Origin of the sequence: Caulobacter sp. S45 (assembly GCF_009765965.1) — a bacterium.
In the GTDB taxonomy this organism is placed as follows: Bacteria; Pseudomonadota; Alphaproteobacteria; order Caulobacterales; family Caulobacteraceae; genus CAHJWH01.
This window is the reverse complement of record NZ_LMUL01000001.1, coordinates 77,560-92,444: the sequence shown is the minus strand read 5'-3', so window position 1 is coordinate 92,444 and position 14,885 is coordinate 77,560. Positions and strand designations below refer to the sequence as shown.

Annotated in this window: 11 protein-coding genes; 5 read left to right on the top strand and 6 right to left on the bottom strand. The window is 69.7% G+C overall.

Features of this window, described 5'->3' with window-relative positions; all coding sequences use genetic code 11:
- Positions 1 to 44: 44 nt before the first annotated feature.
- The gene (locus GSQ87_RS00390; RefSeq protein WP_216838857.1) at positions 45 to 830 is read left to right on the top strand and encodes an alpha/beta hydrolase; all 786 of its coding nucleotides are present in this window, start codon (positions 45 to 47) and stop codon (positions 828 to 830) included.
- Between the two features lie 23 nt (positions 831 to 853).
- Here GSQ87_RS00390 and GSQ87_RS00385 read toward each other — a convergent pair whose 3' ends face one another.
- The 5 genes from GSQ87_RS00385 to GSQ87_RS00365 form a co-directional block, all read right to left on the bottom strand.
- Positions 854 to 3,922 (bottom strand): efflux RND transporter permease subunit, encoded by a 3,069-nt coding sequence (locus GSQ87_RS00385; RefSeq protein WP_158912588.1) that lies wholly within the window; start codon positions 3,920 to 3,922, stop codon positions 854 to 856.
- 11 nt (positions 3,923 to 3,933) lie between these two features.
- Entirely contained in the window at positions 3,934 to 4,941 is a 1,008-nt protein-coding gene (locus GSQ87_RS00380) for an efflux RND transporter periplasmic adaptor subunit (RefSeq protein ID WP_158912587.1), read from the bottom strand.
- Complete coding sequence (locus tag GSQ87_RS00375) at positions 4,938 to 6,233, bottom strand: TolC family protein (protein WP_158912586.1); 1,296 nt, start codon at positions 6,231 to 6,233, stop codon at positions 4,938 to 4,940. Before GSQ87_RS00375 ends, GSQ87_RS00380 begins: the two co-directional genes overlap by 4 nt.
- 81 nt (positions 6,234 to 6,314) lie before the next feature.
- Positions 6,315 to 7,646, bottom strand: a complete 1,332-nt coding sequence (locus GSQ87_RS00370; RefSeq protein ID WP_158912585.1) for a HAMP domain-containing sensor histidine kinase — start codon at positions 7,644 to 7,646, stop codon at positions 6,315 to 6,317.
- Positions 7,643 to 8,332 (bottom strand): response regulator transcription factor, encoded by a 690-nt coding sequence (locus GSQ87_RS00365; RefSeq protein ID WP_158912584.1) that lies wholly within the window; start codon positions 8,330 to 8,332, stop codon positions 7,643 to 7,645. Before GSQ87_RS00365 ends, GSQ87_RS00370 begins: the two co-directional genes overlap by 4 nt.
- A gap of 170 nt (positions 8,333 to 8,502) precedes the next feature.
- Between GSQ87_RS00365 and GSQ87_RS00360 the strand changes: the two genes are divergently transcribed.
- Positions 8,503 to 9,516 carry a YncE family protein gene (locus GSQ87_RS00360; RefSeq protein WP_158912583.1) on the top strand — a complete coding sequence of 338 codons (1,014 nt, stop codon included), beginning with the start codon at positions 8,503 to 8,505 and terminating at the stop codon, positions 9,514 to 9,516.
- A 114-nt stretch (positions 9,517 to 9,630) separates the two neighbouring features.
- Positions 9,631 to 10,428 carry a hypothetical protein gene (locus GSQ87_RS00355; protein ID WP_158912582.1) on the top strand — a complete coding sequence of 266 codons (798 nt, stop codon included), beginning with the start codon at positions 9,631 to 9,633 and terminating at the stop codon, positions 10,426 to 10,428.
- Between the two features lie 35 nt (positions 10,429 to 10,463).
- On the opposite strand, the gene GSQ87_RS00350 is transcribed toward GSQ87_RS00355, so the two are convergent.
- Positions 10,464 to 11,471, bottom strand: a complete 1,008-nt coding sequence (locus GSQ87_RS00350; RefSeq protein WP_158912581.1) for a creatininase family protein — start codon at positions 11,469 to 11,471, stop codon at positions 10,464 to 10,466.
- A 275-nt stretch (positions 11,472 to 11,746) separates the two neighbouring features.
- Between GSQ87_RS00350 and GSQ87_RS00345 the strand changes: the two genes are divergently transcribed.
- Together GSQ87_RS00345 and GSQ87_RS00340 are read left to right on the top strand one after the other, a co-directional pair.
- Entirely contained in the window at positions 11,747 to 13,147 is a 1,401-nt protein-coding gene (locus tag GSQ87_RS00345) for a DUF4139 domain-containing protein (protein ID WP_158912580.1), read from the top strand.
- Between the two features lie 10 nt (positions 13,148 to 13,157).
- A complete protein-coding gene (locus tag GSQ87_RS00340) occupies positions 13,158 to 14,768 on the top strand; it encodes a DUF4139 domain-containing protein (RefSeq protein WP_158912579.1) in 1,611 nt (536 codons plus the stop codon).
- Positions 14,769 to 14,885 lie beyond the last annotated feature (117 nt).

Genomic DNA, 14,885 nt, shown 5'->3' with positions numbered 1-14,885 from the left:
CGACTCCAGATGGCTCGATCCACCTCTACGGGCAGCCGCCTCGCATGGCCGGGCCTTCCTCATCGGAGATCGCCGAGACTGTGTTCGACAGCCCCGGTGTCCGCAACGTCAGCGATCCCACCCTCACCCCGGTTCTCCCAGCTCCCGGTCGCGCGACCGGCGCAGCGGTCATCGTCCTTCCGGGCGGCGGCTACCGCTATCTGGCGATCGACACTGAAGGGCTCAGGGTCGCGCATTATCTTGCAGACCATGGCGTGACGGCATTCGTGCTGAAATACCGGCTCAAGCCGACACCCGCCGACCGGGTCGCCTTCATGGGACAGATCATGGCGGACCTGCACGCCGCAAGCCGCGAGAGCGCCTACATGGCCTACAGCGATCCCGAAGCCGTCTCGGACGGACAGGCCGCGATCCGCTCGATCCGAGCGCACGCTCGTGAATGGGGACTAGATCCGCATCGGGTCGGCATGCTTGGATTTTCGGCCGGCGCGATCACCGCCTTGAAAGTCGCAACCGCCGCCAACACCGACGCCCGCCCGGATTTCGTCGCATCGATATATGGGCCGCTGGAGGCGATCCCGGCGCCGACGGACGCGCCTCCCTTGTTTATCGCGTCGGCGATGGACGATGCGACCTTCGGCGGGAGGGGATACGGCCTGCTCGACGCCTGGCGGGGGGCGAAACGCCCGCTGGAAGTCCATCTCTATGAGCGCGGCGGCCATGGATTTGGCCTGGGCCGTCCCGGCTCCACGACGGCCGATTGGCCCGCACAATTCCTATCGTGGCTCCGGATGTCGCGCGTCATCCCGGCCGAACCTGCACACGAATAAGGCTCCCGGTTCGAGACGCAGCCTCAACCGGGATCGGGGATCGCTCCACCCGCCTCCGCTTTCGGTAGAGTCAGCCCGAACAACACCGGCATGGCCAGCAGCACCAACGGATACTGCAGCAGCAGGCCGGCGATAATGGCGATGGCCAGGGGCTGCTGGATGCCCGATCCCGCGCCGATGGCGAGCGCCAGGGGCGCCAGGGTCAGGATCGCCGCCAGCGTGGTCATGGTGATCGGACGCACCCGGTTGCGGCTGGCCTCGCGCAGGGCCTGGCGGGCTGGCATGTGGACGCGCAGTTCTTCCCATTCGGAGACGTAGAAGATCGCCATCTCCGCCCCGATGCCGATGATCATGGTCATGCCCATCAGGGCGGTGATGTTCAGCTCCACATGGGTCAGCCACAGCGCGGTGAACACCGCGGTGGTCGACAGCAGCGAGCAGCCGATCACGATCACCGGGGTCCAGAACCGGCGGTAAAGCACCAGCAGCAGCACGAACTCCGCGATCAGGGCGGCGGCGAACACCCGCGTCAGTCCGGCGAAGGCGATCTTCTGCTGCTGATACAGGCCGCCGAGGTCGTAGCGCACGCCCGGCTGAAGTACGCCCGGCTTGTCGAGATAGCGGGTCACATCGCCGATAGCCGCCGTCACCCCCCGGCCCTCGATACGTCCGGTGACCGCTATCATGGGCTGGAGGTTCTCACGCGCGATCTGGGGCTGGCCGGTCACCGCCACGATGTCGGCCACGCGACTGAGCGGAAACACGTGGCCGTCCTTGGCCCGGATCGGCAGATCCGCCAGGTCGCCCTCGCTGAGGTCCATGGCCCCGGGTATGCGCACCCGCACCCCCACCACCTTGGACGCCTGTGGCAGGCTAGTGGCGAGCGCGCCGTTCAGCGCCTGGTCCACCGCCTGGGAGACGTCGTCAGGGGTGACGCCCTCCACCGCCGCGCGGGCGGGGTCGATCTTCACGTCCAGGGCGTCGCCAGCGAGTTGCAGCCCATCCTTCACCTCGACCACGCCGGGAATTTTCTGCACCGCGGCGGCGATGGCCTTGGCCTGGGGGATCAGCACCGAGGGGTCGGCAGCGAACAGCTTGATCTCGACGGGTTCGGGCACCGAGGTCAGGTCGCCGATCAGATCCTCCATCAGCTGGGCCAGCTCCAGTTCCACGCCTGGCACCTGGTCCTCGGCCGCCTTGCGCACCGCCTCCATCACGTCGGGGGTGGAGCGCGCATGGTCGGGCTTCAGGCGCACGAAGTAGTCGCCGTGATAGCTCTGCCCCAGGTCGCCGCCGAGCCCCGTCCCCAGGCGTCGCGAGAAGGTGTCCACCTCGGGCATGTCGCGGATGATGGCGTCGACCTGGGCCATCTCGCGCTCGGTCTCGATCAGCGAGGTGCCCGCCTTGGTGTAGTAGTCCATCACGAACCCGCCCTCGTCGACCTTGGGCATGAAGCCGGTCGGGACCGCCTTGGCGGCGACAAAGCCCAGCACCAGCAGCGGGACCAGGGCGATGGCCAGTATCCAGGGCCGCAGCAACAGGGCGTCGAGCAGGCGCTCATGCACGCGGTTCAGCGGCCCGTCGCCCTTGGCGCCCGGATCGCGCCACTTGCGGAAATCGATCAGGTTTCGCGCCAGCACCGGGACCACGACAGCGGTCAGCAGGAAGGAGATCACCAGCGAGGCGGCCATGGTGATCGACAGCGCCTTGGAAAACGCACCGGTCACGCCAGACAGGAAGCTCAACGGGATGAAGACGATCAGGGTGGCGAGACTGGAACCGGTCAATGGCTGCAGGAACTCGCGCGCGGCCGGCAGCACCGCGTCCGCCCCGGCCACCTCGCCGTGCTCGTCCACCGCCCCGGCCCGGCGCGCGATGTGCTCGACCATGACGATGACGTCGTCGATCAGCAGGCCGACCGCCGCCGCGATCCCACCCAGCGTCATGATGTTGAAGCTCATCTTCAGCAGGCTGAGCACCAGCACGGTGATGGCGAGCGTCGCCGGCACCACGATCACCGCGATCAGGGTGACCCGCCAGCTCCTCAGGAAGGCGATCAGCACGATGGCGGCCAGCACCAGGCCGATCAGCACCGCATCGCGCACGGCGTCGGCGGACTGGGTGACGAGCTGGCTCTGGTCGTACCAGTTGATTATGCGCACGCCCGTCGGCGGCCTGAACGCGGCCAGCTTGTCGCGCACCGCCTTCGCGATCGTCACCGCATTGCCATCGGGCTGCTCATAGACGTTGAACAGCACCGCCGGGCGGCCGTCCTCCGACACGTGCATCCAGTTGGGCGTCTCGCCGTCCACGACATCGGCCACGTCGCGCACATGCACCACGCCGTCGGCATCGGAGCGCACCACGATCTCGCCGACGTCGGCGGCGGAATGCAGGGTGCGGTCGGCCAGCACCAGGAACAGCTTGTCGCGATCCTGCACCCGGCCGGTGGCCTTGATCACGTTGCCGGCCCCGACCGCAGTCGTCAGGTCGGACAGGGCCAGGCCGTAGGCGTCGAGCCGGTGCGGATCGGCCAGCACCTGCACCTCGGCCACGTGGCCGCCTTGCACGTCGACCCGCGACAGGCCGGGGATGGAGGAGAGCAGCGGTTTGATCTGCAGCTCGGCCAGGTCCTGGAGCTGGACCGGCGTCAGGGTGTCGGAGCGCAGGGCGTAGGAGATGATCGGATAGACGGTCGGGTCCATCCGGCGCACGCCATAGGCGGTCCCGGCCGGCAGGTTGGGCAGGGCGCGGGCGATGGCGGCGTCGACGTTCAGCGTGCCGACCTGCATGTCGCGGCCCCAGCCGAAGTCGACCGAGATCTGGGCCGAGCCGCGCGTGGTCTCCGAGCGCACGTCCTGCACGCCCGGCACGGCGCGCACCGCCTCCTCGATCGGCTTGGTCACCAGCAGGGCGGTCTGGTCGGCCGGGCGGTCGCCGGCGTCCAGGTCCACCACCACGCGGGGGAACGAGGTCTGGGGAAACAGGCCCACCGGCAGGCCGAGCCCAGCCACCGTCCCAGCCGCCGCCAGGGCCAGCGCGATGACCACCAGGGCGCGCGCCTGGCTCTTCACGAAATCGGCGAAACCCATGATATTCGGTCTCAGCGGGTGCGGACGGCGTCGCCGTCGTCGAGCTGATAGGCGCCCACCGTCACCAACGGCCGGGCGGGATCGAGCGGGCCCTGGGCCACATCCACGTCGCGTCCGGCCTGAGCCACTTCCACGTCCACCCGGTGGGCCTTGCCACCAGCGACCTGGAATACGAAGGCCTTGCCGTCCTCGACCCGCACCGCCTCGTGGGGCAGCAGCCAGCCCTGCAGCACGCCTACCGCCACGCGGGCGCGGAAGGCCTCGCCGGAGATGGCTTGGCCGGCGGGGACGGCGATGTCCACGTCCAGCAGGCGCGAGCGCGGGTTCAGCACTGCGTCGACCCGGATCACATGGCCGTCGATGGCCGGGCCGCCGCCCAGCGGCTCCAGCCGGACGGCCTGGCCGACCTTGACCTGACTTCTCCAGCCGGGCTCCAGGCCCAGCGAGACCTGCACCCCCGAGCTGCGGTTCAGCGTGACCAGCGCTGCGCCGGCGGCCGGGCGGTCGCCGGGAGCCACAGGAACGGTGGCGATCACCCCGTCGAAGGGGGCGGTGAGCGTGACGCTCGCCCGGCCCGCGCCTTCGCGCGCCAGGGCGGATAGCTGGGCCTGGGCGTCGGCGACCGCCTTGTCGGCCACGGCGAGCTGGTCCTTGGTGCCGAGCTGCTGGGCCAAGAGCTGGACGGCGTGCTGCTGCTGGGCCCTGGCGAGCGTCACCGCCGTCTGGGCCTGGCGATAGCCGCTGATCGCCGAGGGGGCGGTGGCGAAACTGAGCAGGGCCTGCCCCTTACGGACCGCCTGGCTCTGGGTCACCAGCACCGAGACCACCTGCCCGGTCTGCGGCAGGGTCAGTGAGCGCGCCGCCAAGCTGGAGGCCGCCGCCGAGCCATAGGCTGTGAAGGTGCGGGGCGCGCTTCCACGGCGCGGCGTCTCGGTGCGCACCAGGGTGGTCCCGTCCGCAAGCGCGGGCGCGGCGACGGCGGAGACAGCGAGCAGGGCGAGGGCGAACGAACGGGTCATGCGGCGGTGTCCGGAAGGGCGTCGATGGCGGGCAGGCCGGCGCCGGTGAGGGTCGCCAGCGCCACCTGCTGTTCGAGCACGGTCTGTTCGAGGGCGACGATCTCCTGCTGCTTGGTCAGGTTGGCGGAGATCAGGTCGACGTAGCCAAGTTCGTCCAACGCGCCGGCCTGGAAGGCGCTGGCGGCTTGGGCGGCGGCGCGGCGGGTCCCGGGCAGATCGGCGCGCACCACCGCCAGCTGGCGCTCCGCCTGACGCAGTTCGGCGACGGCGGCGCGGGCCTGGGAATAGGCGGCGTCGAGCCGGGCCTGGTATTCGGCGTGCAGCTGTTCGCGGGTGGCGTGCTGGGCGGCGACGTCACCCTGGTTGCGGTCGAACACCGGGAGGGTGGTGCTGAACTGCGGGCCGACCGAGCGCACGTTGCTGTTGTCGCTGCCCCCGCCGACGCCGAAGTTGAAGGCCGGGAACTGCATCAGGATCGACAGACGGGTGCGCGCCTCCTGCGCCCGGTACCCGAGCCGGAGCGCGATGATGTCGGGGCGACGCTGCGCGATCTCGACGGCCGAGGCGTCGACGGCGGCGAGGTCCACGTCCGGCGCGGCGGGCGCGTCGGCCAGCCGTAGGGGCGCGTCGGCCTCGCGGTTCAGCAGGGCGTTGAGCTGGTGCCGGCGCACGAGCTGCTGGCGTTCCAGCGCGTCCACCTGGGCGCGGGCGGCCTGCAGCGCCGCCAGATCAGGCGCGGAAGTCGTCAGCGTGGCGTTCCCCTCCGCCAGCGCCCGGTCCAGCCGCGCGGTGCGGTCGGCGAACACCCGCTGGGTCTCGACCAACAGCCTCATGCCCCGCTCGCCGGAGACGATCTGAGCGTAGAGCAACCGCGCCTGGCCCACCGCTTGCCACTCCTGCCAGAGCAGTTGGGCGTCCACCTGCAGCGAGGCGGCGCGGGCGCCCTGCTTGCGCGCCTTGAGCGTCACCAGGGCGCGCAGGTCCTCCTGGATATTGGCGTTCCAGGCGAAGGTCGTCCCCGGCCCCGCCGTCAGCGGCAGGATCGCCCCGCCGAAACTGGGATCGGGCAGCAGGCCCGCCTGCAGCAGTTGCGCCTCGGCTACGCCCTTCTGTCGCCGCGCCGCGATCAGTTCGGCGTCATCCCGCAGCACCAGGGCGGTGATCTGCTCCGATGTCAGCGGGCCATCGGGAAAAGGCGCGGCGGCCTCGACTGTGGGCGTCGGCGTGGTCGGGAGCGGCAGCGGGCGATAGCTGGCGCATCCCGCCACGAGCAGGGTCGCGGAGAGCGCCACGCAGGTCGACAAGAGTCTGGCAAGGCTCGGCATGGCGCCAACTTGACCCGGTTGGCTTACGTCAGCCTGACTGGAGGACGATCAGCCCAGGTCCAGCCGAACTTCGATCTCGGCCGGGCCGCTGAAATGCGCCTCGCCGCCATGATTCCTCGCCGCCTGGCGCACGATGGCCAGGCCCAGGCCAGCGCCGCCTCGGCTGGCATCGCGCTGGCGGAAGCGTTCGAACATCCGCTCGCGCTCGGCTTCCGGCACGCCGTCGCCCTGATCGCGCACGATGAGCACCGCCCGCGCCTCGACCTGATGGAGCATGACCGACACCTCGCCGCGTCCATGCACCCGCGCATTGTCGAGCAGGGCGTAAAGCAGGTCGCGCAGTTCGCCCGCGTCTCCCTTGAGACTCAGGGTGGCCGGGGCCGACACGCCGAGGCCACGGCCCTCGGCCTCCAAGGCCGGTGAGATGGCGGCGGCGACCTCGCGCACCATGCGCGCCAGGTTCAGCGCGGCGTGCGGTTCGGGCCCGGACACACGATCGGCGCGCGACAGGGCGAGCAGGGCCGTGACCACCCGCGCCAGCTCAGCCAGATCGGCGCGCACCACGGGCCAGTCGACATGGCCGCCGGCCTGGGCGCGCTGCAGCCTCAGGTCCAGCACCGACAATGGCGTGCGCAATGCGTGGGCGGCGTCGGCGGTGAAGCGGCGCTCGGCCACGTAGGCCGATGCGACCCGGTCCAGCGCCCGGTTCAGCGCCGTGGCCAAGGGCTGGAACTCCGAAGGCAGGCCCGCCACCGACAGGCGTGCGGCCGGGCGTTCAGGTCCGATCGCCGTCGCCTCCTGCACCGTTCGTCTCAGAGGCCGCAGGCTCCAGCCGGCCACCAGCCACGACGCCAGCACCGCGGCGGCGGCCAAGGTCGCCACCAGCGTCAGCGGCACGATGCTGTCCCAGGGATCGGGCGCGTCAGGATGCGGCAGGCCCGGATTGATCCGCGTGACCGCCACCGAGCGGCCAAATGGTGCGCTCGCCCCCAGCGCTAGGTCCTGCGCCGACCCGACCAGGCGCAGCGGCGTGGCGTCCTGCCCCGGCTTCGGCGCGAACCGCGCCGGCGGCGCTCCCCCGCCCATCGAACGAGCTTCCAGTCGGCCATCGGGACCATAGACGGCGTAGGCGGCCTTGCCGGTGGCGTAGGCCTGGGCCCAGACCGGTGGCATGCGCACGGCGACCAGCCGCTTGGCGGCGTCGAACCGCAGGGCGCCAATCAGGTCATGGGCCTGGGTCTCGAGACTGGCGTCCTCGAGCACCTCGCCGACGCTGCGGGCGTGGCTGGAGATCATCAGCAAGGTGGCCACGGCGCCCAAGAGGAAGATCGTCGTCAGCGCCACCACCAGGCGCGCCCTCAGACTTGCAAAGACCCTCATCGCGCGGTCTCGGCGGTCAGGCGGTAGCCGATGCCCCGGTTGGTCTCCAATCGCACTGTCGAGCCCGCCTGCTCCAGCGCGCGGCGCAACCGGGAGATGGAGACCTCCAAAGCGTTGGGCGTGACCGAGGTCTCGAAGCCGTAGAGCTGCTCCTCCAGCAGGTCGCGCACCATGATCCGCTCGGCCGAGACCATCAGCGTCTCCAGCAGCAGCAACTCGCGCCGGCGCAGCGGCAGCGCGGTCTCGCCCACCCAGGCCTGACGCGCGGTGGTGTCGAACACTAGATCGCCCACGCTTAGCCGCACATCGCGCCGCGCGCCGGGCCGGCGGAGGATCGCGCGCAATCGCGCTTCCAGTTCCTCCAGGTCGAACGGCTTGGTCAGGTAGTCGTCGGCCCCGGCGTTCAACCCCGCGATCCGATCGCCGACGCTGTCGCGCGCGGTGATGATCAGGGCCGGCGGGGCTGAACGCCCAAAGCCCTGAGCCTGCGGTCCCAGCAGCTCGGACCCATCCCCATCGGGCAGGCCGAGATCGACCACCAGGGCGGCGTACACCCCGACCGCCAGCGCATCGCGCGCCTCCGCCGCCGTCCCCGCCTCGTCCACCACGAAGCCGCGCTCACGCAGGTGCGCCGCGATCAGCAACCGCATCGGCGCACGGTCTTCGACGAGCAGGACGCGGGACATGGGACCGTCTTTGTTGGGGTGAAGGCCAGCGCGTGGACCCACCCACGCGTTCGCCAACCCTAATACAGCCAATTCCTGCGCGTTCGACCTGTCCCCAGCCTGACGGCGCCGCCGTCAGGCTGCCGTAAGGCGCCCCGCCTAGCGTGACGAGGACAAAGGAGACCTATTCGATGCGGCTCGGACACCTTGGACTTTTCGCAGGCCTAACCTTGGCGGCCGCAGCCCCTGCGGCCCGAGGCGAAGCGCCGCCGAAAGTGGTGGCTCACATCGCCGGCCCGGATGGGCCCTGGGATTACGCCAGCGTCTCCACCGATCCGCATCGCCTGCTGGTGGCGCGGGGCTACGGCGTGATGGCGGTGGACCTTGATAGCGGCGTAGTGACCGAGAAACTCCTCCCCGGCCAGCGCGTCCATTCCGCCCTGCCGCTCCCCTTCGGCGACCTGGCGATCTCGACCAACGGGGACGCGGCAACGGCTGTATTGTTCCACATCGGCAGCGGCCAGGTGGTCGCCACCCTGCCCACCGGCAAGAAGCCGGACGGCGCGGTGTACGATCCCGCTACAAAGCTGGTCGCGGTCATGGACGGCGCCTCGAGCGACATCACCCTGATCGACCCCCTCGCCGCCAAGGTCGCCGGCGCCCCGATCCCGATCGGCGGCAAGTTGGAAGCCGCGGTCGTGGACGGTCGAGGCGCGCTGTTCGTCAACGTCGAGGACAGGAACGAACTGGTGAAGGTGGACCTGCGCACCGGCAAGGTCGCCGCCCGCTTCAAGCTCGAGGGCTGCGAGGGCCCGACCGGACTGATCTATTCGCCGAAGTCCCAGGTGATGGTGACCGCCTGCGGCAACGGCTTCGCCAAGGTCATCTCGCCCGAAGGCCGGACGATCGCGATGCTGAAGACCGGCGAGGACGCCGACGCGGTGCTCTACGACGCCGCCCGCGACCGCGCCCTCATACCTTCGCCCGCCAACGGAGGCAGCCTGACCGTGACGGCCCTGTCCGGTGGTGCGCCGCGCGTGATCAGCATGGCGGCGACCGAGACCGGCGCCCGCACCGGCGCCTTCGACCCCCGCACGGGTCGCGTCTATCTGCCGGCCGCCAAGCGGATGGTGAAATCCGCCACCGGCGGACGTGAGGTCCCGGCCCCCGGCGCATTCGACATCGTCGTGTTGGAGACGAGGTAGAGGAAAAATCCGTATACGGATCAAATGCCGGTGACAGGTTCGCGACAGCCGATGAGGTCGATGCTGCACGGAGCATATCAAGCCACCGATGCGACCGAACGAGAGGTTAGAAGCATGTTCCGTCCCGGACCCAAGCCGTCTCGTCGCGCCCTCGCCTGCGGCCTCGCGGCGGTCGCGTGGCTTGGGCTCTTCCCCTTGCCCAAGCCCGCCAGGGCCGAAACGCCCGCCGACGGCCCGCAGAACCTGCTGATCACCTACCGCAGCAAGCCGGCCGATCGCCCCGCGTTCCGCACCTACTTGGAGCACGTCGAGCTAGCCCGGCTGGCGGCCTGGAAAGCCAAGGGCCTGCTGAAGGACTACCAGATCCTGTTCAACGTCTATGACGACGTGGACACTTGGGACGCCATGCTCGTGGTGCGCTTTCCGGACTATGCCTCGGTCGGGCGCTGGCAGGACCAGGTGGAGCGGACCCAACCCGGCGGCCTGGACGCGCAGGGCCTGGCGCTGGGGACGCCGGCGCAGACCTACTCGGCCGACATGCCCTGGACCGACGGGGACTGGGACGGCGCGGGGAGCGTCTTCTACGTCATCCCCTACGAGTACAACAGCGAGGCTGAGTACTCCGCCTATGTCGACGGCTATGTGATCCCCCAGGTGCGGGGCTGGATGAAGGACGGCGTCCTGGCCGGCTACCGCATCTACATGAACCGCGATCCGGTCGGCCGACGCTGGGACTCCCTGTTCGTCTACCGTTACCGCGACCTCGCCGCGTTCGGACGGCGCGAAGCCGTGGTGGCCAAGGTGCGCGCCGGGCTGGTCGACGATCCGACCTGGAAGGCCCTGAACGACAAGAAGCGCACCATCCGCACCGAGAGCGACAACGTCATCGCCGCCTCGCTGCAGCCCCGATAGGCATCATCGCGATCTCCGCGGCGACGTGACCCGTCTCAGTTGACGCCCATCGGACGAAGCTTCTTCCAGGCCTCGATGAACTGGACCGAGGCGTCGACGAAGGTCTCGGTCTGGACCTTGCCCTGGGCGGCGCTGGCGGTGGTGATGTCGGCCACGCCCCAGACGCCGGTGTCCGACATCTCGCGGGTCGAGGTGTGCTTGCCGGTCTCCTTGGCTTTCAGCGCCTCGGCCAGGAAGACCAGGTTGGCGGTGCGGTCCTTGGCGATCACCTGGGGCAGCATGGCCTGGAGGTGGGGCGGCAGGGTCATCTTGGCGGTGCGCGCCGCCTTCATGTTCACCAGGTTGGGGATCAGGTAGAGCGAATCGCTGGTCTCGCCGACGCCGGAATGGCGGTCGAACACCCTGGGCTCCGGAAACTCTTTCGCGCCCTTCGCCACCGCGGCCTTGTAGGCGCCCGACATGAAGGGCCCAGCCGCCTCGCCCAGCTCAACCGCCACGCCGGGCGTCTCCTGGTTGATCCGGTCGACGATGAAGCGGGTGGTCGCCGCGTTGCCGCCGTGGGCGTTCAGCAGCAGGAAGCGACGGAAGCCGTGCTTGATCAGGCTCTGCACCGCCTCGAAATACACCTTCTCGATGGTCTCGGCCGACAGGGTGATCGTGCCCGGAAAACCCATGTGGTAGGGCGAATTGCCGGGCATCAGGATCGGCGCCACCAGCACGTCGGTCTTCTGTGCGATCAGCTTGGCCTGCTCGGTCCCGTTCAGGAAATCGGTGCCGATGGGGCCGTGCAGCCCGTGCTCCTCCAACGACCCGACCGGGATGATCACCATGTCGGTGCGCTTGAGCAGGTCCTCCACCTCCGGCCAACTCATGTCCGGCAGGTAGTTGCGCACCTTCTGCTCGCTCCAGAGCGGGTTGGTCGGTGGGTCGGCGGCGGGCGAAGGGGATGCAGGCGCCGCCACCGCCATCGTGTTCGCCCAGGCCAGCCCGGCGAGCCCCACCGCCATCGCCCGCGCCACATTCAGTCGATCCGCCCGCTTCATCTCGCCCCCGAAATCTTCCGCAGCGGCAGTGTGTTTGCATGCCCCGCCGATGGAAAGGGCGTTCTGCATAGACCTCACGAGCGGAACACCGACTGCCCCTCATGGTGCGCTCCGCTACCGACGTCGCCTAGCGAATGTCCGAACCCACCGCTTTGCGCGTTCCAACCCCAGGGGAACGGCCCATTCCGGCCGAGACGAAGGCGGTCTGCAGGGCGAACACCCAGGTGACAGCGCGCGCGGCATGTTCCATCTTCGCCTCGAAGTTGGGGAAGACGATGCTGCGCTTTCAAATTGCGGCTGTCGCCGTCGTTGCGGCCACGACCTGGGTTGTGTCATGCGCCTCCGCCGGCGCCGCCGAGTCCGGACGCACCCTGGCGGTGACCATCTACAACAACGACCTCTCCCTGGTGCAGGACCGCCGCGACATCGACGTCGCCGCCGGTCGCCAGCGGATCGAGTTCCAGGACGTGTCCGGCAAGATCCGGCCCGAGACGGTGTCGCTGGGCGCGCCCGACCTGGGGGTGGTGGAGCAGAACTTCGACTTCGACCTGCTGACCCCCGCCAAGCTGATGGAGAAGGCGGTGGGCAAGACCGTCACCATCGTGCGCACCAACCCCGCCACCGGCGCCGAGACCCGCGAAACCGCCGAGGTGCTGGCCACCAACGGCGGCGCGGTGCTCAAGATCGGCCAGCGGATCGAGGTGCTGCGCGACGACGGACTGCCGGTGCGGGTGATCTTCGAGAAGGTGCCCGACAACCTGCGCGCGCGCCCCACCCTGTCGGTGATCGTCGACGCCAGGCGTGGCGGCGCGCGGCCTGCGACCCTGTCCTACCTGACGCCGGGGCTCGGCTGGCGGGCGGACTATGTGGCCTCCTACGACGAGGCGGCGAGCAAGCTGGACGTGCAGGGCTGGGTGACGCTGACCAACACCACCGGGACCACGTTCGAGAACGCCGAGACCGTGCTCGTCGCCGGCTCGCCTGGCGACGAGAACCAGGGAGCGGTCTACCAGCCGTGGAGACAATCTCGCCCAACCCTGGTCAAGGCCGGCGTGGAGAGCGGCGGGCGCGAGCGGCTCGGCGACTTCTACCTCTACCCGCTGGCGGAGCGGACCACGATCGCCAACCAGCAGACCAAGCAGGTGAGCTTCCTCGACGTCCACGGGGTGCCGGCCGAACACGCCTACGAGTACCGCAACGGCTGGCTGCAGACCTCCGACGAGCCGCAGAGCGCCAAGAGCGTCTACCGCTTCAGCACCGGCTCGACGGCCGGGCTCGGCGACCAGCTTCCGGCAGGCGTCTTGCGCTTCTACATGCGCGACAGGCGTGGCGATCCGCAGTTCATCGGCGAGAGCCGCATCGACCACACGCCCATGGGCTCGACCCTGTCGCTGTCCACCGGCGACGCTTTCGACGTCAAGGTCAAACCCGTCCAAACGGCGCGCGAGCAGGAGGGGCTGTTCCGCTGGAAGACCGCCATGCGCTACACCCTGACCAACGCCATGCCCCATCCGGTGACCGTGGACCTGCTGCAGGACGGCCTGGTCGGCGACACCCGCATCGTGACCGAAAGCCAGAAGAGCGAGCGGCGCAGCGCCGATGTCGCCGTCTGGAAGGTCAGCGTACCCGCCAACGGGGAGGCGCACGTCACCGCCACCTTCGACACTCGATTCTAAGAAGCCTCGCGTGCGCACCGGCCTCGCGCTGCTGTTGGCCCTGGCGATCGCGGCGCCGGTCCGGGCCGCCGATATCGCCGCCTCGCCGCCCCGCGACCTGTCGGTGACCGTCTACCGCTCGCCGTATCGCGGCGCGGGCGGAATCGACCTCCGATTCCTCAACGGCTTTGCGCTGGTGAGCGAGACGCGGGTCGTCACCCTGCCGGCGGGCGAGAGCCGACTGCGGTTCGAGGGCGTGGCGGACGGGATCGATCCGGCCAGCGCCATCGTCGTCGGCCTGCCGTCCGGGGTGATCGAGAAGAACCGCGACGCCCACCTGCTCAGCCCCTCGGCCCTGATCGCGCTCGCGGTCGGTCATCCGGTCGAGCTGGTGCGCACCCACCCCAAGGGCGGCGGGACCGAGCGAGTGGCGGGGCGGATCCTGTCGGACGCCGAGGGCGGGGTGGTGTTCGAGACCTCGGCCGGGATCGAGGCGCTGCGCTGCTCGGGCCTGTCGGAGAGCTTCAGCTTCGCCAGCGACACCACCGGACTGTCGGCCACGCCCACCCTGTCGGTGCTGACCCGCAGTCCCAAGCCGGTGACCGCCACGGTGACCCTGTCCTATCTGGCGCGCGGGTTCGACTGGTCGGCCGACTATGTCGCGACCCTGTCGAAGGACAGAAACACGCTGGACCTCGGCGCATGGCTGACCCTGGCCAACTCGAACGGGACGGGCTTTCCCGAGGCGCGGACCCAGGTGGTCGCTGGCCGGCTGAACCACCGGACGGGCCAGGTCGAGCCCATCGACGCGGGGACCGCGATCCTCGCCAAGTGCTGGCCGCGAGGCTCGACCAGCGATACGCCAGAGCCGGTCAGGCTCGAGATGAGACGAGCGTCGGCCAACTTCCTGATGGGCGGTTACGCCTTTGCCGCCGGTGCTGCGCCGGCGCCCATGTCAGTCCGTGAAGTCATTGTCACCGCGAGCGCGAAACTCGAACAGCTCGGCGACCTGAAGCTTTACCGCACGCCCTCGCGCACCACCATCGCATCCCGCCAGTCCAAGCAGGTCCGCCTGCTCGACAAGTTCGCCGTCCCCGTCGAGCGCATCTACGGCGCGGACCTGCCCAGCCAACTGGACCGGCCCGCGCAAGCCGCATCGGTGCTGCTGCGCACCCGCAACGACGCCGCGCATCACCTCGGCCTGCCCCTGCCGTCGGGCCGCATCGCCATCTTCCAGCCAGGCGGCGGACGGCCCCTGCTGGTCGGCGAGACCAACACCCGCGACTTGGCCGAGGACGAGGAGGTGGAGTGGCGGCTGGGCGAGTCGCCGGACCTGCAGATCGTCCAGACCCACGAACATCGCACGATCGACCGCACCGACCTACAGCCCATACCCATCATTCCTGGGCTGCTCTGGGCGATCTCGGCGCGCCTGGACGACGAGAACCGCGTGGAGATCAGCAATGCAAGCTCCCAACCCCGCACGTTCGAACTGCGCCTGTCCCTGCCCGCCGGCTCTTCGCTCGTGCGCGCCGATCACGAGGCCGGGGTCAAGGATGGCCGCCCGATCTTCCGCCTCGTGCTGCCACCGCAATCCACCACTATCGTCCGCTACCAGACCGGCAGGCGCCCGGTGTCCTGACCCTGGTTTCGGCCATGGTCGCCGAGGCGTCGGCGAAATGTCAGCCGGACGGCTTCAAGCCAGTGTAAGCTCGACACGAGCCGGAGGGAGCGATAAGCGCTCCGCCGTCTAATCCAA